Source organism: Bartonella sp. AA83SXKL, from assembly GCF_042196965.1.
Lineage (GTDB): Bacteria > Pseudomonadota > Alphaproteobacteria > Rhizobiales > Rhizobiaceae > Bartonella.
The window spans coordinates 32,657-55,880 of the sequence record NZ_JBHIRG010000003.1 but is presented as its reverse complement, the minus strand read 5'-3'; the positions used below and the strand labels follow the sequence as shown (position 1 = coordinate 55,880).

Genomic DNA, 23,224 nt, shown 5'->3' with positions numbered 1-23,224 from the left:
AAGAAGCAACTAAAATTCTGCACAAACAATGGTTTTAATTCCGATAGTAGAACAAGACTTTGAAAATAACATTTATTATTTTTTTAAAAGATTTATTAAAAATGATAGCGCAAACCACCAGAAAAATGAACTCCAGAAAAACCAGCCTTGGTTAACCTATGCTGATAGCTAAGATCACTGTAAAGTGTAACTTTAGAAGAAAACTGCGCATTGATACCCAAACCTGTTTCTAAGGAAGAACCGAAAGCACTCAACTGAAAAACATCTTTAAAATGAACAAATTGTTCTTTACCAAAACAATGAGCAAGATGAATATTGCCATAAAAAGAAGTGATACGATCCTTATCAGAGGCTGTAAATGTTTTACTTAAACGCCCACCAACACGTACAAACCATTGACTCATTTTTTTCATATCAACATCAAATCCATCAATATCACGAAACTTATCAAATTGAAGATGTTGATAAATAAGCTGAAGTTGCGGATCAAAAATAAGATCTTTATATCCTGTCATAAACGTTTTACCAGCAGAAAACGAAACGTTCAAAGGATTTGCTTTTAATGTCGCCGTCTTACCCCAAACATGGCTACGCACATCCCCTTTAAACAAACCATAAGATAAAAGACCATCTATATAAAAACCAGTTTTGTGTTCCACACTACCGTATGACGTAAATGACCATTTATTAAACGTACTCTTTTGGCTTCGTTCCACGTTACGAGGTTGTAAAGAAAGCTTTCCATAGGTTCCCATAATCCCAAAAGATGTCGTACTATATGCGCTCTCTATTGTTTTGAGCAAAATATCTGTTTTTATAGCGTTATAATCAACATGACCATCGTACCCATATTTAAGTATAGAAAGATCTGAGACATAACGATAACTCCCACCATAACCGTGAACAGATAAAGCAAAGTTCCCTTCAACTTTTAATAATTTACGAGGAATAGACCGCGTAGCTTGCAACTGCTTTTGTTGATGACCAATATCCATGAGCCCAACATGAAATAAAGCATTTGGTAACAAAAGATAAGTTGGAACTTGTGGAACAACCTCTCTGACCTTTAACTCGGAAGGGGGAATAGCAGACACCTCTAAAGCAGGCTGAATATATTTACTTTCAAGGCGAAAATCCCAAAAATCTCCATCTCCTTCAACCAATCTTTGAGAAGTTTGTGCATTTCCAAGAGCAGAAGCTGGACCATAAGCATGAAGATAATATTGGTAAGGCAAACCCTCTAATGCGATATAAGCACGATTTAACTGAAAAGAATCCTCTGCCGCTTTTCCAGAAACCTGAATAAGTGAAATACTATGAGCATTTTCACCGGTTGCTATCTCACCCTGATTTCCTGCAACAAATTGCACATAAACTGTTGTTTTTCCAGAAACATCACCATGTATTAAAAGCCGATCAGTTTTTTTATTATCGAGCAAACCATCACTACTGAGATGCGTATTGAGATAAATATCTGCCCTATCTTGCGCACTATAAACTTCTTTTTCTCCCTTCCCAATATGAAGTGTCTGATACTCCTGAAACATTGGAGTCTCAAAAGCAATAAAACTATCAGAAACTTTCACAAATGAAATAGACGAACTTGTACGGTTTGCAACTTGCAAATCGATCTCTCTTCTTTTTGTCAAAAACCATTTTGATCCCCCTGTTAAATAAAGCTCAGCAATAGAATCATCGGCAACACGAGTCCCTCCTATCAATGAAGAAGAATTAGCCAAAATCGCTACACTCCCCCCCTTTTCAACTGTTAATAATAAGTCACCAAAAATTTTTGTACCTTCTGTTACTCCAATATAACTACGACTGTTATTACTATGAACAGCTGTCCCATCTGGAACCTCAAAAATCGTCCTTTTCAAAAAGACAAGCCCCTGTTCATACGCATCATTTTCCCCATCCCTCTCAAAATACATACCATGTTTGTTACCTATTGCTTTAATTGTTGAATCTTCAATATTAACCCGCGAAATTAAAATATTTCCTTCCCTGCCGTTATTGGATGGCGTGTTAGAATCTTGTCCAACTGTTAAAACATGAACATCCGTAGAAATAATATTCGTATTTTTTACATAAACAGAACCCTGATGTTTTACATTGAAAACTGTATGTGTACTTTTTTCATTTGTATTTTCTTTGTCTTCTGTTTTTTGATATTTTGAAGCAATGGTAACACCATCTAAAGTCGCACTCCCCCCTCTCCCCACATAAAGCGCAGCAGCATCATTCACATCAATAAATCCACTTTTCATCTGAATACCCGCATCAGCACTAACGAAAAGAGCACTCTCTTGACCGATACCCAAACCTTCCACTTTAATTTTTGTATTCGTTAACGTAACAGATGCTCCTCGCTTCTCTGCATAAGCAGCAATCTGAGAAGCCTCAATTGTTCCACGATTAACCTCAATCATTCCACTATCAGCTTTAAGACCTATTGATACATTTTTTAAAGCTGAATCGCTCAAAACAATTTTTCCCCCTCGTGATACAAAAACACCATAAATATCTTCTATACCCGCAGTAGCTTCAACCTCTACACGCGTTGCCTGAATAACTGTATTTGGCTCCTGCACTACTATAGCAGCAGGTAACATGAGAGAACGACCCTCCCCATTCTTTTCTTTAACAGGCGCCGTGAATTTATATACTTTATCACTAATTGTATGCTTTGAACCATCACTGCATCCGTAAGGTAATTTGTTTTCATCACATGACAGTGATGTATATGAATGAGAATGTGCCTCAATATTTATATTTAACAAAAAAGAAAAAATAGCTGCTGTAAAAAAGCACGAATACAAGTGATTGTTAGATACCTTGACTATCATTGTTTCTCAAAACTTTCTTTTTTCAACAAAAACAAAAAATGCTGGAAAAAAAATAAACCACAAATTAAACACAATAAGAACAAAACAAACAAAATTATTTTATTTTTTTATGATAAAATCATAGCATTCAATAATATGTTTTGTGTTTTATGTAAAGAAAGAACAAAAAGTTTAAAAATACCATTTAGGAGGACAATCCCTTTAAAGAAGGCATCTCAAAAACCGCTGAAAACTGTAATTACAAAAGGCCCAAAAACCAATCTTAAAAAAACGTGAAAAAATGCGAATTTTGAAGAGATATAATATTCAATTTATCTCACCACAAAAAAATAAAAATACAACAACATGAGAATAACTTTTAAGATTAAACGATTAAAACGTTTTAATAAAACACAGCACAAAAAGATACAATATACGAAATCTATAACCGCATCATCTCTTCAACCACAACAAAAAAACAAGAAATTGCACACTAATGTATAAGCTAATGTACACAATTTCTATATTAAAAATGTTAAATATCTAACAAAGAAATTTGAATAAATAAAAAACTTCTCCTAATACCCTATCATCAATGATTTGAATTAATAAATGTAATATTTTAGATCTTTTGATAAAATCTAAAATACAGTAAAACACTCACCATTCTGAACTTAAAAAACACCAAAATAAAATTTCATCAAAATTAGCTCTATGAAAGATATCTGTTTATTATCGTTAAAGCAGATATTTTAGCAAAGCTATTATTTGCCATTCTTTATATTGAATAAATTTCTCTAAACAACAACCCACTATCCTCCGCTAGCATCATCTGACCACAACACTATTGCCAATCTCGTAGCTGATGAATATAACTACATTGGAGACAAAAGAGCTATATTTCTCTCTTCTCCCGTTTAATATTTTTATTTAATTATTGCTTTAAAAATCAACGTTCTACTGTTGATGATCACTTGTACAAAGCTTTTTTTATTTTCTGGCGCTTTTTATCATTTTCAAAACGTAACATCAAATCTCGCTCTTGTTTTGTCGAATTGGTTACAACAAAAGTATCATTGTCCATAACCTGCTGATACCCTGCTACCATTAAATTGACTAAAAATGAATCACTTCGCGGCGTTGATGAAAAATAGATTCCCTTTGAATCTTGTAATTTGTACCGATAACCTGCTTTAGTCATGCACTCATAAACTGCTGCAAAATCACTTGCACGCGAATCCATATTTTTAGAAGAAGCGTAGATTGGTTTCCAACCACATTTTGACAGTGCTTGTTGGACCATAGACTTACTGACACCAGACTTTTCCCATAATTCTAACGTCGATGGGGGAGGTTTGCTAATACACCCAGCAGAGCTTAATAAAATTATAGCACTCAATAATTTCAATGTTTTTTTCATTTCCCCCTCCGTCAATATTTACGATAGAAAGACTGATAAGTCTTCTAATATTTACTCACACGCAAGATGACTTTTGTTAGCATATAGATATTGAAGAAACAATCCCACCCCCCCCCATGGAAAAACAAGAATGTAAGGATTTTTGATTACAGCAGCCTCAATACTTAAGGTTGACATTCAGGTTGTTCTTTATGCTCTTGACAATGAGGACTATTCAAACGCCTCTCTACACTTCGCTGAGGAATAACTGCATCAGGCTGACAAATTGGAAGATTTTTATATTTCTCACACCACTTCATTCTTCCCAATTTATCTTGGAAACCTGCTTGGATCATACATGCATTCACAGACTCCTCAGCATTGAATTTCTCATCCGTACTTGTTTCTGTATCAAGACGACCATCAAGATGCTGTATTCCACATTCTAACAAAGCTTTTTTGATCTCAAGCTGATCAGTACCGGATTTTTCCCATGCATCTACAGCTGTTCGAGAAGGCTGCTCAGGGTAGCATCCAGCCATAACAAATAAGGTTATCCCGCTTAATAATTTTAAAATCTGCTTCATTTTCCTATCCTTGAGTAATTTTGATATTACGAAACAATCTATAAATTATTTTACATGCTGTTTTTTATTTCCAAAACAATGATGAACATTATCAACCTATATTATTTTATCTTTCCGAAGATTATGCCATAATTATTATATCAAAAATACGGTAAAATTATTACTAAAATCATATATCTATCAACGATATGCTTATAATTATTATCAATATTTTGATTACAACCAAAATAGATATTTTATATTATTGCGCCAACAGTTGTGGTACCCATAAATAAATAGCATTGACATGCTGAATTAAGCCCCCCGCGTACGGGTATGAGAAACATGAAGGTAGGGATTGTGATCGTCACAAACAGCAAGACTTAAGGTTTGCATTCAGGTGCATTTTTATATTTTTTACAAAAAGCGCTGTTCACGCGCTTCTTGACACTGTGCCTCGGGATGACAGCACCCGGACGACAAATGGGCAAGTTTTCGGCTCTATGATTCTCGCACCAAGTCCCCCCACTTTATCACGGAAACCTGATTGGAGCATACAAGCTTCTATGGTTGCTATTGCATTGTAGCTGAGCTTTCTGCTTTCTGGATCAACATCATAAGGCGTTGGCATACCACATTCTAATAATGCTTTTGCTACCTCAGTAAAATCTGCTCCAGGTTTCTCCCACGTAGCTATCTCTCCTGGAGGAGTTTTATTAAACTGGCACCCAGCTATACTCAATAGAGTTATCGCGCTTAATAATTTTAGAGTTTGTTTCATTTTTACTCCATGATTTAATTCAAGGCTTTTGTTCTAAATGAGATGTGTCATAAAACTTTTGGCATTTATAACCCACATCTCCAAGACAAGTATGGAAGCTTATGGGATTCATGATCACTCTCCACCATTCTTTCCAAACGTTACTACCAGCAGGTATCGTCTCGTAGGTATAGCCATTACCGCCAATAATTCTGCTTACAAAGTCAAATCTATTCCCATCAAAACCAATAATGGTTTGTTTGCCATCACTCACATAACCTAACAGACCGTATGCAACTAAAACATTAGAGGCTGGTCCATAGAAATTGATATTCGTGTTGTCGGCTATCCCGCGAACACCTTCTTGTTTGAAAGAATTCAGCATATTCCCCAATGTCATTGTCCCGCGACTATGTCCATAAAGTTCTAATCCTGTAAGACCATAGCTATACATCAAATCTTTTGCTTCTTGTGTTGAATTGGTCAAACCCCAAAAGTTATTTTCCATAAACTTCTGATAGCCCGCGACTAGAAGTTCTGAGATAGCAGAATCAGCTTCTGGGAACACAACAAAATAAAGCGGTTCATTTTTATTCTCCGCATGTTGCTCTGTATAAACAGCGGCTTCCTCTGGTGGAGTAAAGATGCCATTAAAGGATACATGCACCTTGCCATCAGAACCTTCTTGCAAATGCTGCTTTTCTTCATCCGTTAAATAATGAAAGAGAGGGAACAATCCCGCCATTCCAAGCAAATGCAAAAATAGTGGGATTGTTGATCGTCACTAACAGCAAGACTTAAGGTTTGCATTCAGGTGCGTTTTTATATTTTTTACAAAAAGGGCTGTTTAAGCGCTTCTTGACACTGCGCCTCGGGATGACAGCGCCCGGACGACAAATGGGCAAGTTTTCGGCTCTAAAAGTATAACATGGCCCACCCGCTCTTGCTACCTCTTCATCTTTATAGCGGAAACCTGATTGAAGCATGCAAGCATAAGTTGTTGCTTTTGCATTGACGCTCTGCTTTCTGTTTTCTGGATCGACATCATAAGGAGTTGGCATACCACATTCTAATAATGCTTTTCCTATTTCAGTAAAATCTGCTCCTGGCTTTTCCCAAGCACTCAAATACCCTCCAGGAGTTTTATTAAACTGACATCCAGCGATACTTAACAGAACTATTATACTCAATAATTTTAAGCTTTGTTTCATTTTTTCCTCCTTAAAGGGACTTGTACTCGATTGAATGAGCCATGAACATACCGACATGCTTGGCTCGCATCTCCAAGGCAAGTATGGGGATTTATGGGATTTGTAGCCACTCTCTACCATTCTATCCAAACGTTACTGCCAGCAGGTATCGTCTCGTAGGTATAGCCATTACCGCTAATAATTCTGCTTACAAAGTCAAATCTATTCCCATCAAAACCTGTTTCACGCGTCTGTGAATGGCTGCTATGATGGTCTGTCATGCCAACAATCGTCATACTTTCTCCCATTACATTGATATCTTGATCGGAAATCAGATGAGAAGCAATAATCGTAGCATCTCATTGTACATCCATATCAACATTGCCTGTTGCCTCAAGGATAGAGAGAATTGTTGTTGTGTGTGTTTCAGAGCTATTGGAAGATTTCTCGTGTAAAAAGCCATTTTCCGATGATTGTTTTTGCTAGTCGTAGTGTTCTTGAGCGCCTTTTATGGTAATATTGAATAATTTTGCACCGAAATACAGTTGCGGAGTGCATTTTGTCCGCCTCCACTTGTAATAAAAATTACTCTTGTATCAATATTAAAAAAATAAGTTTGATCCTTCCTCTTGTGAGAACAATAACAATAAGAATCGTAAAACTGTCACACGTTCATTGTTCTCTTTAATTTACTCTTCTATGAGATTTTATTGTAATACCTTGCTGCTGTTTATTAAAGTTTTTGTAAAAACAATGATACAATGCCTCATGTAACTTTGTTATCCACTATTTTCTACAAACGCCAATCCTCTTTGAGAAAAAAATACATAAAGAACTTTATCTTCGCTTCTAAAAGCAATAGTAATTTTCTAAACAACAAAATTTAAACAACCAATTTTTTAAAGAGCTTAAAAAACAATTCTTACAATAACTTCTTTCGTGAAACAGAACTTCATTAATACGTTTAGAAAAATATATCTGCCTATAATCATGTATCTGGTAAAATCTATTTGCACTGTTAGGCATTTTAACCTGAAAGACTTATATTGATGGCACAGCTCACCATCAAAAAAACGCCTAATATTTATATGATTTTGTCGTTACCGTAAGCAATGGCTCACAAAAACTTCCAAAGCAAAATAATAACGAGCAGATTTTTTCAATCTAGATTGTTCTAACCTTTAGAGAAACAATCAAACACCTGTTCTCCTGATGACATCAGCTATTTGTTTTGAGTTTTTTCTCTATTCACATTTTATTCAGATTCTTTTGCTTAAAATTATAAAGTTTAAGTGCATAGAAACAAATAACAAGCCAAGCAATCCAAATAACACCTATAATTAAAACTGGTCGTGTCTCATCAAAGTACCATAGGAGAATAAAAATAAAAACCATAAATAAAATAGAAAAAATCGATCCTATTGGCCAAAATGGAATGGGAAATTTTAAACCATTCTGAGCTTCTTTAGGCATCTTAATTCGCATAAAAAATTGTGAAAGTAGAATCATCATCCAAACAAAAACTGTCGCAAATGTTGCCATTGCAGCAATAAGAAAAAAAAGCTTTTCATGATAAAAATAATTAAGGACAGCACCAAGAAGAAAAATACCAAAGATCATCAAAATAACAAAAACTGGTATACCGTTTTTTGATAAATATTGAAACTTTTTTAAAGCATAACCTTCTTGCGATAAACCATGGATCATACGACAAGCACCATACATTCCACTATTCATTGCTGAAATAGCCGCTGTAACAACAACAATATTTAAAATATTTGCTGCATATGAAATCCCAAGATTTTCAAAAATGGATACAAAAGGGCTATCCATGAGACCAATCTCATTCCAAGGATAAAGAGACATTAAAATAGCTAACGTCATGACGTAAAAAAGCAAAATACGAACTGGAGTAGAATTAATTGCCTTTGAAATCGTTTGATGAGGGTTTTGAACTTCCATGACTGCCATGCCAATGATTTCTATGCCACCAAAAGCAAAAACAACAACACTAAAGCAAGCTAAAAAACCAAACCAACCATTGGGAAAAAGTCCACCATTTTTCCATAAATTATGAACAGTAACGGTAGAAAAATCTGCACCTTCACCCCACCCCCAAAAAATAATTGCTATTCCTAAAATAATCATCGCAATGATAGCGATAACTTTAATAGAAGATAGCCAAAACTCTAGTTCACCATAGACTTCTACAGCAGCTAAATTAATACCTGTGATGATTAATGTAATACTCAGTGCCCATACCCAAGGAGCAACATCAGGATACCAAAACCCCATATAAGTCGCAAAAGCTGTAATATCAGCCAAACCAACAAGAATCATCTCAAATACATATGTCCATCCCGTTAAAAAACCTGCTAATGGTGATATGTAATTTGCCGCATAACGAGCAAAAGAACCAGGCAATGGATTATGAAGTATCATCTCTCCTAGAGCCCGCATAACCATAAAAATAGCTAAACCAGCAATACAATAGGCAATCAAAACACTGGGACCCGCAAGCTTAATTGCCTGTGCAGACCCATAAAAAAGACCTGTTCCAATAGCAGAACCAAGAGCTAAAAAAATAACTTGGCGCTTACTCATCCCTCTTTTCAGTTCATTTATTGCCATTTCTTTCCTTACTTTTTGAAATGCTGACAATCCACACCACGATAACAGCTCTATGAGAAATAAAGCCTCATGTTTCTTTCACAAATATATTTCAAAAAACATCGAAGACCAGCCAGTCCAACACTTTGCTCTAAACAATGAAAAAATACTTTTATTGCGAATTATTCAGCTTTTATAGCCTGCAATTTCGTATTATTTTATTCAAATAAAGTGATAATGAATTTTTTCATAATTGTCATTTAATTCATTTCGTATTCTCTAGTTTTTTTACAGAGAAAATTAACCTTAATGTAATCTAAACTTTAGGCTTCTATTTCGGTGCACTGAAATAGAAGCCTAAAAATTCATAACAAACACATTAACTATGCATACAATTAATTTTTTGTTACTTTAAGCAAACTTTCTTTGAGCCCATAAAACAAACTTTTTACGCCAATTGAATAGCTCAATTAATGATAATACGAATCTCGCAAGTTTTCAAAAGCATGAGAAAATCTATCTACAACCCATCTTTTAAGGACTCCAGCTGCCTTAACGACAAGCTTTCCAATGAAAAAAAAATATACGATAAAAAGAGCATCTTTGATTATTGGTCCGATGATAGCGTTCTCATTACCTCTGGGAATTTGCCCTGAGATAGCAATAAAATCTTTGTTTTTCGCTGAAATAAGAGGCTCTTTCTCTTGGGCCACTATCATAATGAAAACTTCCTCTGGAAAGCTAGCTCTCCTAAAATTTGCATGAATCTCAAGAATTTGAGAGAAAAAAAGAAGTGTTATTAAAACACATAATTTAGCACTTTTAAACATTCTTTTCTCCTTTTTTATTTTAAATATCAAAAATGAACTATAAAATTCATAAAGTATTAAAAATAAGAAGAATATAAAATAAAAATTTTATTTTTACTTGATACAATACATATATCATAATTTATATTTATAAAAATACAATATCACGAATATATAATTCGTATATATTATTTAACTTATATTAAAATTTCTGATATAAATCAGAAAATATAGGTGCTTTAAGTTCATAGTTTCTATAAAATAACAAAATATCTAGTTAACTACAAAAATCAGATATATACAGTAAAAAATATATAATTTATTAAATAATTCAAATATAGTATCGCTCCTCTATATTTTCATATGAGAAAGTTTTAAAATTCAATATCCGCCCTTCAGCATTGACCTTAAAACAAATACTATTGAAAACTTAATGAAGGAAAAATTGTTTCTGGTAAAACAGATAATAAGTGCCCTTCACGCACAAGTATATGTGCTTGATGAAGATCTGGAGCCAGATAGCGATCTTCCTTAAGAGAAGCAACATTTTTTCGTAGACATTCCATAACAGATTGCAAAAAAGTACTTGTTTTTAAAGGTGCACGATATTCAATTCCTTGTGCTGCAACAAGCGTTTCAATGCCAATAAGTGTAAAAAGATTTTCGCTCATTACCAATAACCGACGCGCTCCATGGCAAGCCATTGAAACATGATCTTCTTGATTGGCAGAAGTTGGGGTTGAATCAACGGAAGCAGGATGGGCCATTTGCTTATTTTCAGACATTAAAGCTGCCGCTGTTACTTCAGCAATCATAAAACCTGAATTAAGACCCGCATTATGTGCTAAAAAGGCTGGAAGTCCATAAGAAACTGCTGGATCAACCATAAGAGCAATACGCCGTTGAGAAATAGATCCTATTTCACATAAAGCAAGAGCAATCTGATCAGCAGCAAACGCTACAGGTTCAGCATGAAAATTCCCACCTGATACAACTTCACCATTCCTTAAAATCAATGGATTATCTGTAACAGCATTTGCTTCAATAATCAGTGTTTTTGCTGCTGCCAGCAAAATATCAAAACATGCCCCCATGACCTGTGGCTGGCAACGTATACAATAAGGATCTTGTACACGCTCATCCCCCTGTAAATGTGCTGCACGAATTTCTGAATCCTCTACAAGCTTTTCTAATGTTTTCGATACGGCAATCTGCCCATAATGTCCTCGTAAAATATGGATATCAGGATGAAATGGCGCCGTTGATCCCATGATAGCATCTGTCGTCAAAGCCCCTGCCAACAATCCACCACACAATGCCCGATAACCTCGAAAAAGACCAGCAAGTGCAAGGGCTGTTGATGTTTGAGTCCCATTAATAAGAGCTAGACCTTCCTTTGCCTCTAAAATAATAGGGGACAATCCCGCTTTCTCTAATGCAACCGCCCCACTCATACGAATATTTTGAAAAAATGCTTCCCCTTCTCCCATCATAACAGCCGCCATGTGAGCAAGTGGAGCTAGATCACCTGAAGCACCAACAGACCCTTTTTCAGGGATGACAGGAATGACGCCCTTTGCAAGCATATTTTCCAGCAAATTTACTAATTCTAGACGAACTCCTGAAGCCCCTCTTCCTAAAGAGATAAGCTTTAAGCTCATTATCAAACGCACAATATTTTCAGCTAAAGGCTCTCCTACCCCACAACAATGGGACAAAATAAGGTTTCTCTGTAAAACAGCGACATCGTCCGCATCAATTTTAATGGAAGCCAACTTCCCAAAACCAGTATTAATACCGTACACAGGCTCACTTCCAGCAGCAATTTCAGCAATGCGCTGAGCCCCTTTCTTGATAGCTAAATGCGTGTCATTATGAAGTTTACTCACTTCACCATTAAAATAAATAGCTGCAAGTTCACTAAGCGTCACTTCGCTCGGTTTCAGTATAATAGTCATAATTTACTTTCTTTTTTTATCAAAGTATAATGTTTAGCATTATTGATCCTTCTATAAAACAAAAAAACTATAACGACTCTTTAAAACGAGAATGCTTTCTTAAAGACATTCCTTACAGTGGAGTCATTATTCAAAAGTAGAATAGTTTACGATAAATGAAAATGAAATATTGACAAGCTCAACCAAGGTCATGGATTTCAAAAATAGACAACACATTAATTTATAATCATGATCTAGCATTATTAATATTAAATGAGAGAGCGGAATATCTTAAGATTCTTTCATTCCAAATCTGTGTATGTTTAATCAATCAAAACCATTCGCTTGCACGTCATAAGCGAGATTGTCGTATGGATAAAACTGTACAAAAAAGGACTAAAAACTCCTCTTATAAACCATGTCAAGGGCTGTCGCAACATTGGAAAATGACAAAGTGTGTGATGGTGCAGGCTTATTCTTTTATGAAGCGTAAAGATGGAGAACTCAATGGATTTATCATCAAGCTATTCCTACTAAACTTATAAAAACCTTAAATAGATAGCTGCCACAATCTATCATGATTGCAAAAATTAAACTCTATAGAAAATTAAAAAACTTATTCAACACATCACAACAGAGAAAAAATTGAGCTTATTTGCCACTTCTAAAATTGTATTTAAAGCGCCAGATTAAACCTTGAAAAACACATCTTCAATAAAACCACATAAGACTCGGACTAACCCGTTATTTAAAATAGAAAATAAAAGAAGTTTTCTTATATCAAAAAAAATTAATTAATATATTGTTTTTATATTATATATTCTAAAAAGAGAAATGCTTCATATAGCATATTTATATTTTACTTTTTGTTATATTCAATCTGAATTTAGAGATAATTTCAAAATGAGTTGTTTTTTAAAGGTTCTTCCAAGCCATTACCTTTTTTACTACAAATTTCTGATTATGATAATTTTTTGTACTTTTTCAGTTATTTTTGTCAAAATTTATTAAAAACACTCTCATTTAATAATAAAAAGCAATCATAAAAACAAAGAATTATCAAACATTTCTATTCAATCTACCTCTTTCCATTTTATAAAATAATCTGTTGTTAAACTGCAGTAAAGAAAGCGCTTCGATGCTATAATGCAGTGCATAAATTTTCTATTTAAACTCTCTCATATTAAATGAATAATGAAAATCAACGGTAATAAGATGTCAATGTGAATGCTGAAGAAAAAAACTTTCCCCCTCAAAGTCTGCCTTAATAATGCGTTAATTTCCTGAATACCGCCCACTCTGATGTGCTAAAAGAGCAAAAGCAATCATCGATATCGGATTATCCTGCATACATATAGAGCTCACTTCGATACAAAAGCTCCAAATTGCCTTGCACTTCATATTTCTTTATCAATGCGACCAATTGCCGCAAATATTCTTCCCCATAGAAAGCAATAGCGCGTTGCGCTTGCGTTGAAGAGCGGCTCATTCCAATAAAAGCTTCAGATGGGATCATCATCGTCCAATTGTGCGTATGAAAAAAATCTTTTCTGGATCTACCCCAAAGCCATCACTCATTTCCTGTAAAAAATCAAAATTACGATAATACCGAGAATAGTTCGGACTCATTTTCTCTAACAATGTCTCATAAGCCTCTAGAAATTCGCTATGCTGGAAATCGCGATTATTTTGAATAACCGCCATGACACCATTGACCCGAAGTTGATCTGAAACAGAACAAAGCAACTTAGAACGATCCATCCACTGAAACGCTTGCGCTGCAATGACAAGATCAACCTCGCCAATTTGAGGCAATAGGTCTTCGGCACGGCCCTGATACCACTGCACCGTAGGAAATTTTTTTCGCCCCTGCTTAATCATATCTGCCGATACATCGATAGCATGATATTGGTGCTCATTTCCTAAAAATTTAACAATTCCCTCTAATGCGATGCCTGTCCCAGCACCCACATCCACAATGGACAAATGCTTTTTGTTCTTAAAAGGATGGAGCATGGTTTTAAATAAAGTAAGGGGATAGCGAGGACGATAACGATCATAATCATTAGCCAATCCATCAAACTTTTCACTTTGCCGCTGAACACTTTCTATCATAGGACTTTCACCCTCCTTCTCAATTACTACCATACATAATAAAAAAGCCTTTTTTATCCAATTTATTAAACATAACTTCTAAAGGAGGAAAATAAGAACTGCCCTGACCTTCTATCTTTCCATAAGATTGATACTTACATTTTTCTCTTTTCCAATTGTTATCTGCACGTTGCGAAATCCAAAACTCCTACGAAAATAATATAATTTTCTGTAATAATAATTGATATAAATATTATTGATCTTTTATAAGATGACATCTATATTACTATTATTATTTTAATATCAACAAGTCACTTAAGCGTACCTAAAACGCATAGAGATATCAATTTATTGATAAATACGCCTGTTTATAAAGTTCAAAATACTTTCCACCAAGAAAATAAACCCTATATAATACATAAAATATCTGTGGAGACATCTTTATGTTAAATGTACAAACTTCTTCAATGTTTAAAATATTAAAAAAATTTCCAATCGTGATTTTTTTGGCATGGTTAGTGCCATTTTTAAGTGGGTGCGGATTTAATACGATACCAACAAATGAAGAAAAAGCACATGCAGCATGGAGTGAAGTGCTCAATCAATATCAACGTCGTACAGATCTCATCCCCAATCTTGTAGAAACAGTTAAAGCTTACGCAGCTCATGAACAAAGCGTTTTCACAAATGTAATTGAAGCACGCGCCAAAGCAACGCAGGTCAACATTAATGCAGATATGTTGAATAATCCAGAAGTTATGCAGCAATATCTCAAAAATCAAGCAAATTTATCAAGTGCACTTTCGCGGCTTATGGCTGTTGTTGAAAACTATCCGGATCTTAAAGCAAACCAAAACTTTCTTGCTCTTCAATCACAATTAGAAGGAACAGAAAACCGTATTTCCGTTGCGCGCCGCGATTATATTGAAACAGTACGTGCCTACAATACTGCACTCAAAACAATGCCGACGATGATTTGGGCAAAATTATGGTTTCGTGATGCTAAACCTATGCCAACTTTTACCATCGATACTGATAGCCAACAAACACCAAAGGTTAATTTTAATTAATGAAATCATTTCGATACTCTTTGCAACGTATTGTATTTCCAAAATTATGGGCTTTTATCTGCTCTCTGTATTTAGTTGCTGCATTGGGAAGTATCGCTTGTTCGCAAATAAAATTTCCTCATTTAACAGGTTATGTTAATGATGTGGCTCATTTGCTCGATAATGCAACCAAAGAAGACTTGACAAAAAAACTGGCAGCACTCGAAGAGAAAACGGGAGATCAAATTGTTCTTGTGACACTCCCTACTCTTTCTGGCAATGATATAGAAACATACAGCAATTCTCTTTTTCGTACATGGGGATTAGGCCAAAAGAAGATCAATAATGGTGTATTACTGGTCATTGCACCGAATGAACGCACAGCACGTATCGAAGTTGGATATGGTTTGGAAGGAGAGCTAACAGATGCTCTTTCCTCTGTCATTATTAATAGCTTCATGATTCCTAATTTTCGTGAAGGAAATTATCAAAAAGGAATTGCTGAAGCAGTTGATGCAATTATCAAAGTTATTACAGAAAGTGATTCTGATTTTACTTTTCGCATCAAAGAAAAAGCTAAAATCGTTGAAGAACAACGTAAACAAGCTGAAAAAGAAGAAATAATTATAAATACAATCATGTTTCTCATTCTCTTTATAGTCGTTGGTTTGCCCATTCTTGCAATGATTTTTGGTAAAAAAGTGGGTCCACAAAAGTATCTCTGGCTGGGGATCATCTTCACACCTTGGTTTCTTAACTTAAGTGCCGGTGGCAGATATCCTGGTGGAAGGTTCGGTGGTCCTCGAGGTGGAGGGGGATTTAGGGGTGGTGGTGGATCATCAGGTGGTGGTGGTGCAACAGGAAGATGGTAAAAGGAACGTGGATTTTTAAGCGTAGCAAATCTTCTTAAGATAAAATTTATGAACGTATTCTCTTTTATTCAACAATTCTATACCTTACTCTGTAATCACTTTTATTGATTACAAAATAAACTCAAACATCAAGATAAATATTACCAATGACATTTGAATTGAAACATACGGATCGTAATCACTTATCACATCATTTTAATGCAATTCTAGGAAATCCACCCGTTGAATGGAAGATAAGTGATCATCTAGTTGAGTATCCTGAAGCTCTGCGTTATATGCAAGAACGTGTAGAAAAAATTCTTGCAAAAACCGCGCATGAACAAGTTTGGCTTCTTGAACACCCTTCCCTTTATACAGCGGGAACGAGTGCAAATAAAAAAGATCTTTTAGCGCCTAATTTATTCCCTGTTTATGAAGCAGGACGTGGAGGTGAATTTACATATCACGGTCCAGGACAGCGTATTGCTTATATCATGCTTGATCTTAAACGCCGAAAACAAGACATTCGTGCTTTCATTAGTGCATTAGAAGAATGGATCATACAGATGCTTGCCAACTTTAATATTAAAGGCGAACGCAGAGAAGATCGCGTTGGTGTCTGGGTTAAACAGTCTCATTGCCCATCAAAACAAAATGATCTTTCTTCCGAAGATAAAATTGCAGCTATTGGCATTCGAGTGCGCAAATGGATAAGTTTTCATGGAGTTTCTATCAATGTTAATCCTAACTTAGCCCATTATTCAGGAATTGTTCCTTGTGGAATTACAAACCACGGTGTAACAAGCTTTCTTAATCTCGGTTGCCATGTAGCAATGCATGATGTTGATATTGCTCTCAAACACGCTTTTGAAAAAATTTTTGGCCCAACAATCGATGTTTCCTAAGTGCATTGATTTTTAAATAAAAAACAGGCATAAAATTATTTTAATAATATTTGATTTTATGAGGTGGATAGTTAAACGCTATGAGCGATAACAAAAAGGATCTTTTTAGTGTTTTAAATAAAGCCCAATCTCGGGTAAATACAAAAGAAAACACTCTGCAGTCTCCAATGAAATCAAACGCGATGATTTCAAGAAAAAGTGCAAAAGATACGCAAGAAGATGACTATAATGCCCTCTCTATTCGAGTTCTTGAGGGTTTAGAGCCTGTACGTTTACGCCCTGGAATGTATATTGGTGGAACAGACAGTAAAGCGCTTCATCATTTATTTGCCGAAATTATTGATAACGCGATGGATGAAGCTGTTGCGGGTTATGCAGATTCTATTGAGGTCTCATTAGATAGGAACGGTTATATAACCGTTACAGATAATGGACGCGGTATTCCTGTTGAAAATCATCCTCAAATGCCTGAGAAATCGACTCTTGAAGTTATTATGACACAACTCCACTCAGGGGGAAAATTTGATGGAAAGGCTTATCAAACTGCAGGTGGACTTCATGGAGTAGGAATTTCTGTCGTCAATGCTCTTTCTGATGATATGGAAGTTGAAGTTGCACGAGAACGAAAACTTTACCGCCAACGTTTCTCACGTGGTATTCCTCAATCTGGATTGGAAGATCTGGGAGATGTTTATAATCGTCGTGGTACGCGCGTTCGTTTTCATCCTGATCATGAAATTTTTGGTGAAAAAGCAGCTTTTGATCCAGAAAAAATCTATAAGATGACATGCTCCAAAGCCTATCTTTTTGGTGGCGTAAAAATTCGCTGGTCTTGTGATCCCGTCATACTTGAAGGCGTAAAAAATATTCCTGAAAAAGCTGTTTTTCATTTTCCCGATGGGCTTAAAGACTATTTACTTTCGTCACTAAAAGATGAATATCGAGTAACGTCAGAAATTTTTTCTGGCAAAACACAACACAATAATGGCCATGGCTCCGTTGAGTGGGCTATCGCTTGGCATGGTGGTGATTCTTGTGTGCAATCTTACTGCAATACGATTCCTACAGGAGAAGGCGGAACACATGAAATAGGATTACGTCAAGCTCTTTTGCGTGGATTGAAATCCTACGCTGAGTTAATAGGAAACAAGCGCGCAACGATTATTACGTCTGACGATATTATGATTTCAACAGCCGCAATACTTTCAGTCTTTATCAGTAACCCTGAATTTGTTGGACAAACAAAAGATCGATTAGCAACCATTGAAGCACAGCGTATCGTTGAGAATGCAATCCGCGATCCTTTTGATCATTGGTTAGCAAATTCCCCACAAGAAGCAACAAAACTTCTCGATTGGGTTATTGAACGTGCTGAAGAACGTGTTAAACGACGCCAAGATAGAGAAATAAGTCGAAAAACTGCTGTCCGTAAATTACGTCTGCCCGGTAAACTTGCAGATTGTAGCCAGAACCATGCTTTGGGTGCTGAACTATTCATTGTTGAAGGGGATTCTGCAGGAGGATCTGCTAAACAAGCAAGAAATAGAGCAAACCAAGCAATTTTACCTCTTCGTGGTAAAATCTTAAATGTCGCCAATGCTGCACATGAAAAAATGAACTCAAGCCAAACAATTAGCGATCTTATCCTTGCTCTTGGATGTGGAACACGCTCCAAGTATCGTGAAAAAGATCTTAGATATGAACGTATTATCATCATGACAGATGCTGATGTTGATGGTGCTCATATTGCGTCACTGCTCATTACCTTCTTCTTTCAAGAAATGCCTGACCTTATTCATCAGGGACATTTATATCTTGCCGTCCCTCCCCTTTATAGAATATCGCAAGGAGGAAAAGTTGCTTATGCTCGTGACGACATTCATAAGGATGAATTGCTCAAAACTGAATTTACTGGAAAAGCTAAAATCGAAATCGGGCGTTTTAAAGGGCTGGGTGAAATGCGCGCAGAACAACTTAAAGAAACGACTATGCATCCTCAAAAACGTACATTGCTTCGTGTTTCTATTGATGCCGTGGAAATGCAAGAAACGAAAAAGACTGTAGAAAGTCTCATGGGAACAAAACCAGAAGCACGATTTCGTTTCATACAAGAAAACTCTACTTTTGCTTCTAATCTAGACATCTAATGTAAAAAACATCCCTTTCAAACCACTGCAGCTGCGTCAATCACGCGCAGTTGCGGATTGATCGTTCCATTCCAATAATTCAAACTAAGATGACCAGCTAAATGAATCATTTCACCAATATTTTCAAAAAGAAAATCACCTAGCGATGTCCCTACAGCACGAAAAGCTATTCCTTGCAATTTTTTTCCTTCAACATTAGATACAACGAGGCGAAGATGTCCTTTACCAACTTCAGATAGATTCACCAGTCTATGAGAGGGAAGAACAAAAACAGGTGTTGCATTCCCTGCTCCAAATGGCCCTGCTTTTTCAAGCAATTCAAACAGTGCTTCATTAACACCAGAAGCAGAAAGAGAACCATCTATACTAAGAGATTTTTTTGCACGCAACTGTGAAACCATTAAAGAAACTTTTTCTTCTAGCCATTTTCGAAAGATTTCAATTTTTGTTGATTGAATTATAATTCCTGCGGCCATACTATGTCCCCCTCCTTTTTCTAATAAATTTAATGTAACAGCTTCACGAACGAGTGCTCCTAAATCTATACCATTAATTGAGCGTCCCGACCCTACGCCATTTCCATCTTCTTTCAAAGCAATAGCAAAAACAGGACAAAAAAAACGCTCTTTGAGACGGGAAGCAAGAATACCAATAATTCCCGGATGCCATTCTTTATGAGAAATTACAAGTGACAAGGGTATTTCTTGATCTTGATAAAGAGATGCAATGTAAGATTCCGCTTGTGCTAATTGAATGTTCTCCATTTCTTGGCGTTCTTGATTAAGCTGATCTAATTGTTCTGCTATTCTGTCCGCTTCATCTTTATTCTCACAGCTAAGCAAACGTGCTCCCAAAGCTTGATCACCAATGCGCCCTCCTGCATTAATTCTAGGACCTAATAAAAAACCTAAATGAAAACTATTAAGCGGCTCCCCTATTCGTGAAACCTTTGTTAAAGCTGTTATTCCTGGATTATGCATAGAACGAGCAACTTGAAGCCCTTTTATCACAAAAGCACGGTTAACCCCCTGTAATGGAACGACATCACATATGGTTGCCAATGCAACAAGATCAAGCATACTTAAAAGATCAGGCAGCTGCCCTTGGAATTGTTTTTTCCGCAGCAAATGATGAACCCAAGCTAACGTAACAAAAACAACGCCCGCTGCACATAAATGCCCCTGTTTAGAAAAATCATCAGGGCGATTAGGATTGACAAGAGCAACGGCTTCTTGATGAATCTCTGACATTTGATGATGATCTAAAATCACAACATCAGCACCAGCAAGCCTCGCTGCTTTTACCGCATCTGGACTATTTGCGCCACAATCAACAGTGATAATTAACCGAGCACCTTCTTGCACAAGCATCCTCATTGCTTGTTCATTCGGACCATAGCCTTCAACAATACGATCAGGAATATAAATTTTGACTTCAATACCAAAATAACGAAAAAAACGCGCTATGAGTGCTGAAGAACAAGCACCATCAACATCATAATCACCAAAAACAGCAACCTGTTCTTGATTGAGAAGAGCCTTAACAATACGCTCTGCAGCGCATTGCATATCCCTAAAACTTTCTGGATCCGGCATAAGTGTACGCAATGTTGGATTAATAAAAGCAATAGCCTCAGCTTCATCCACATCTCTTGCTGAAAGTACTCGAGCTAACTGATCTGGAAAACCAAATTTTTGAGAAATAGCGCGCGCATTATTTATCCCTTGAACATCAAGGGCATCTAACCAAGCTTGACCACAAGCAGAAGATTCAACATTAAGAAAATAACGAGACCACTGCATTATTACTTATTTTATAATGAAGAACGATAAAATACAATCATGCGTTAAAGATAAAATAGTCTTTTGCAACATTCATTTTAAATTTAAATGGTCCACAAACTTCTTTAATGTAGTATTATAATACCTTTCTCATAACATGTTGTTTTATAAAGTTTTTATTTTCTCTTGACGTCAATCAAAAGACATTATATCAGAACAAGTGGTATGCGTTAAATATTTCGCTATGGTAACAATTTTCAACGCAAAACAGTAAAAATTCCCTTATATTAAAAGGGTTCTAATAAAGGATACTTCTATGGCAACTTTTTCACAAAAGCCAACTGAAGTGGTGAAAAAATGGGTTATTATTGACGCAGAAAACCTTGTTTTAGGTCGTCTTGCCACATTTGTTGCTAACCGCTTACGTGGCAAACATAAAGCTACATTTACTCCACATGTTGATGATGGTGACAACGTTATTGTCATTAATGCAGATAAAATAGCTCTCACTGGCAAAAAATATACGGATAAAAAATATTATTGGCATACCGGCTATATTGGTGGAATCAAACAACGTACAGCACGTCAACTTCTTGAGGGGCGTTTTCCCGAACGCGTTATTGAAAAAGCGGTAGAGCGTATGATTCCTCGTGGACCTCTTGGTCGCCGTCAATTGAAGAATCTACGTGTTTACGCTGGAAGCCAACATCCACATGAAGCACAACAGCCTGAATCTCTTGACGTTGGTGCTTTAAACCGCAAAAACAAAAGGATTGCTTGATTATGGCTGAAATTAATTCTCTTTCTGAGCTTAGCATAGTAACAAGTATTACAGAAACACATGAAAATGTTGTTCCTGTCCACGTGCAAAAGCTTGATTCACAAGGACGTGCTTATGCAACAGGAAAGCGTAAAGACGCTGTTGCACGCGTATGGATTAAACCAGGTTCTGGAAAAATCACGATCAACAATAAGGAATTTGACAAATATTTTGCTCGTCCTGTTCTTAGAATGATTCTTCGTCAACCAATTGTTGCAACAAACAGGGATACCCAGTTTGATATTATTGCAACCGTTGCTGGTGGGGGGCTTTCCGGACAAGCCGGTGCAGTGCGCCATGGCATTTCCAAAGCTTTAACCTATTACGAACCAGAACTTCGCTCAATCTTAAAAAAAGGTGGTTTTCTTACCCGTGATAGCCGTGTTGTTGAACGTAAGAAATACGGTAAAGCAAAAGCACGTCGTTCTTTCCAATTCTCAAAGCGTTAATTTCATTTTTTGTACAATGCATAAAGCCTCGGACAAAAACGGGGCTTTTTTAAACTGCTAAAACAGACTTTTAGATGAATGTAGGAACAAATCTATACCGATTAGAAAAAACAAGAATGCAAAACAACCTCTTCTCTTAAGATAAAAGGCAAGAAAAATAGACCGAAAAAATTCAAAACTTCAGTTTCAATTTTTAAAATCTGTTTTACTAACTTGAATATATCCACGTGCTGAAGCATAAAAACATTTACGCGACGACTTTAGCAATCTTATAAGCTTTTCAATGTTTTTTCTATTATCACTTAACAAGCTTTAGTCCAAGAAATGCTTTACCATTGTGATAAAATGAGGGACAGAAATAGGCTTTGACATATATTCTTCACATCCACTGGCACGAATTCGCTCCTCATCGCCTTTCATAGCAAAAGCTGTTACAGCAACAACGGGGATTGATCGAAGTTCTTCATCTTCTTTTAATTGTTTAATAACATCTATTCCAGAGACCTCTGGCAACTGGATATCCACAAGAATAAGAGATGGCATTGATGAACGCGCCAAATCTAATGCCATAAGACCATTACGCGTTTCAACGGTTTCATAACCACTCGCTTCTACAAGATCGCGAAATAACTTCATATTAAGCTCATTATCTTCCACGATCATGACTTTTTTTGACATTCGTATAACTCCACCCTTCTCAGATAAAATAGAGAAATAGAAATGAATCCACATTCTCTTTGCTTAAGATAAAATGATAAAATGAATTGTAAACCACAAAGAGATTAAAAGATTCCAATAAAAGCATTTTTGCAAATATTTGTAAGACGCATCGCTATACTTATTCAGTTCATCAACATAAAACCCACAAATAGTCGTAAGATTGTGTGACCTTGTATTTTTTGAGTTGATATACAAAGTTTATGGATATCTCAATTAATGCATTCGCGTTTTCATCATAAAAAAAATATCAACCACAAACTTAGCTCAAATGCGCATTTTGAAGAGAAAAAATTTAAGTAAATTTAAAAA

General features: G+C 35.9%; 17 protein-coding genes and 2 pseudogenes. 6 read left to right on the top strand and 13 right to left on the bottom strand.

Annotation, left to right across the window (positions count from 1 at the left end; genetic code table 11):
- Positions 1-95: 95 nt before the first annotated feature.
- The 11 genes and pseudogenes from ACFINO_RS02440 to ACFINO_RS02390 form a co-directional block, all read right to left on the bottom strand.
- A complete protein-coding gene (locus ACFINO_RS02440) occupies positions 96-2,849 on the bottom strand; it encodes an autotransporter outer membrane beta-barrel domain-containing protein (protein WP_375654992.1) in 2,754 nt (917 codons plus the stop codon).
- Positions 2,850-3,798: 949 nt separating this feature from the next.
- A complete protein-coding gene (locus tag ACFINO_RS02435) occupies positions 3,799-4,248 on the bottom strand; it encodes a hypothetical protein (RefSeq protein ID WP_375643042.1) in 450 nt (149 codons plus the stop codon).
- A 164-nt stretch (positions 4,249-4,412) separates the two neighbouring features.
- Positions 4,413-4,814: a hypothetical protein gene (locus tag ACFINO_RS02430; RefSeq protein WP_375633850.1), complete on the bottom strand. Its 402-nt coding sequence runs from the start codon at positions 4,812-4,814 to the stop codon at positions 4,413-4,415.
- 362 nt (positions 4,815-5,176) lie between these two features.
- Positions 5,177-5,574: pseudogene (locus tag ACFINO_RS02425) on the bottom strand (hypothetical protein).
- Positions 5,575-5,593: 19 nt separating this feature from the next.
- Positions 5,594-6,298: a filamentous hemagglutinin gene (locus ACFINO_RS02420; protein ID WP_375654991.1), complete on the bottom strand. Its 705-nt coding sequence runs from the start codon at positions 6,296-6,298 to the stop codon at positions 5,594-5,596.
- A 52-nt stretch (positions 6,299-6,350) separates the two neighbouring features.
- Positions 6,351-6,764, bottom strand: a complete 414-nt coding sequence (locus ACFINO_RS02415) for a hypothetical protein (RefSeq protein WP_375633852.1) — start codon at positions 6,762-6,764, stop codon at positions 6,351-6,353.
- Positions 6,765-6,877: 113 nt separating this feature from the next.
- Positions 6,878-7,039 (bottom strand): hypothetical protein, encoded by a 162-nt coding sequence (locus tag ACFINO_RS02410; protein ID WP_375617748.1) that lies wholly within the window; start codon positions 7,037-7,039, stop codon positions 6,878-6,880.
- A gap of 952 nt (positions 7,040-7,991) precedes the next feature.
- Positions 7,992-9,374, bottom strand: a complete 1,383-nt coding sequence (locus tag ACFINO_RS02405) for an amino acid permease (RefSeq protein ID WP_375654990.1) — start codon at positions 9,372-9,374, stop codon at positions 7,992-7,994.
- A 449-nt stretch (positions 9,375-9,823) separates the two neighbouring features.
- Positions 9,824-10,183 (bottom strand): hypothetical protein, encoded by a 360-nt coding sequence (locus ACFINO_RS02400; RefSeq protein WP_375633777.1) that lies wholly within the window; start codon positions 10,181-10,183, stop codon positions 9,824-9,826.
- 398 nt (positions 10,184-10,581) lie between these two features.
- A complete protein-coding gene (hutH, locus tag ACFINO_RS02395; protein ID WP_375654989.1) occupies positions 10,582-12,120 on the bottom strand; it encodes a histidine ammonia-lyase in 1,539 nt (512 codons plus the stop codon).
- Between the two features lie 1,318 nt (positions 12,121-13,438).
- Positions 13,439-14,214, bottom strand: a pseudogene (locus ACFINO_RS02390) (class I SAM-dependent methyltransferase).
- 422 nt (positions 14,215-14,636) lie between these two features.
- Between ACFINO_RS02390 and ACFINO_RS02385 the strand changes: the two are divergent.
- From ACFINO_RS02385 to parE, 4 genes are all read left to right on the top strand, one after another.
- Positions 14,637-15,263 carry a LemA family protein gene (locus ACFINO_RS02385; protein WP_375633780.1) on the top strand — a complete coding sequence of 209 codons (627 nt, stop codon included), beginning with the start codon at positions 14,637-14,639 and terminating at the stop codon, positions 15,261-15,263.
- On the top strand, positions 15,263-16,114 hold the full coding sequence (locus ACFINO_RS02380; protein ID WP_375633781.1) for a TPM domain-containing protein: 852 nt from the start codon (positions 15,263-15,265) through the stop codon (positions 16,112-16,114). The genes ACFINO_RS02385 and ACFINO_RS02380 overlap by 1 nt, the downstream gene beginning before the upstream one ends.
- A 146-nt stretch (positions 16,115-16,260) precedes the next feature.
- Complete coding sequence (gene lipB / locus ACFINO_RS02375; RefSeq protein WP_375654988.1) at positions 16,261-16,998, top strand: lipoyl(octanoyl) transferase LipB; 738 nt, start codon at positions 16,261-16,263, stop codon at positions 16,996-16,998.
- An 80-nt stretch (positions 16,999-17,078) separates the two neighbouring features.
- Positions 17,079-19,145: a DNA topoisomerase IV subunit B gene (gene parE, locus ACFINO_RS02370; protein ID WP_375643287.1), complete on the top strand. Its 2,067-nt coding sequence runs from the start codon at positions 17,079-17,081 to the stop codon at positions 19,143-19,145.
- 17 nt (positions 19,146-19,162) lie between these two features.
- On the opposite strand, the gene recJ is transcribed toward parE, so the two are convergent.
- Positions 19,163-20,947, bottom strand: coding sequence for a single-stranded-DNA-specific exonuclease RecJ (gene recJ, locus ACFINO_RS02365; protein ID WP_375634738.1), 1,785 nt, complete (start codon positions 20,945-20,947; stop codon positions 19,163-19,165).
- Between the two features lie 295 nt (positions 20,948-21,242).
- Here recJ and rplM point away from each other — a divergent pair, with 295 nt between their 5' ends.
- Complete coding sequence (gene rplM / locus ACFINO_RS02360; protein ID WP_015856544.1) at positions 21,243-21,707, top strand: 50S ribosomal protein L13; 465 nt, start codon at positions 21,243-21,245, stop codon at positions 21,705-21,707.
- Between the two features lie 2 nt (positions 21,708-21,709).
- Entirely contained in the window at positions 21,710-22,195 is a 486-nt protein-coding gene (gene rpsI / locus ACFINO_RS02355) for a 30S ribosomal protein S9 (RefSeq protein WP_015856545.1), read from the top strand.
- Positions 22,196-22,507: 312 nt separating this feature from the next.
- Here rpsI and ACFINO_RS02350 read toward each other — a convergent pair whose 3' ends face one another.
- Entirely contained in the window at positions 22,508-22,873 is a 366-nt protein-coding gene (locus tag ACFINO_RS02350; RefSeq protein ID WP_273724078.1) for a response regulator, read from the bottom strand.
- Positions 22,874-23,224: the final 351 nt, after the last annotated feature.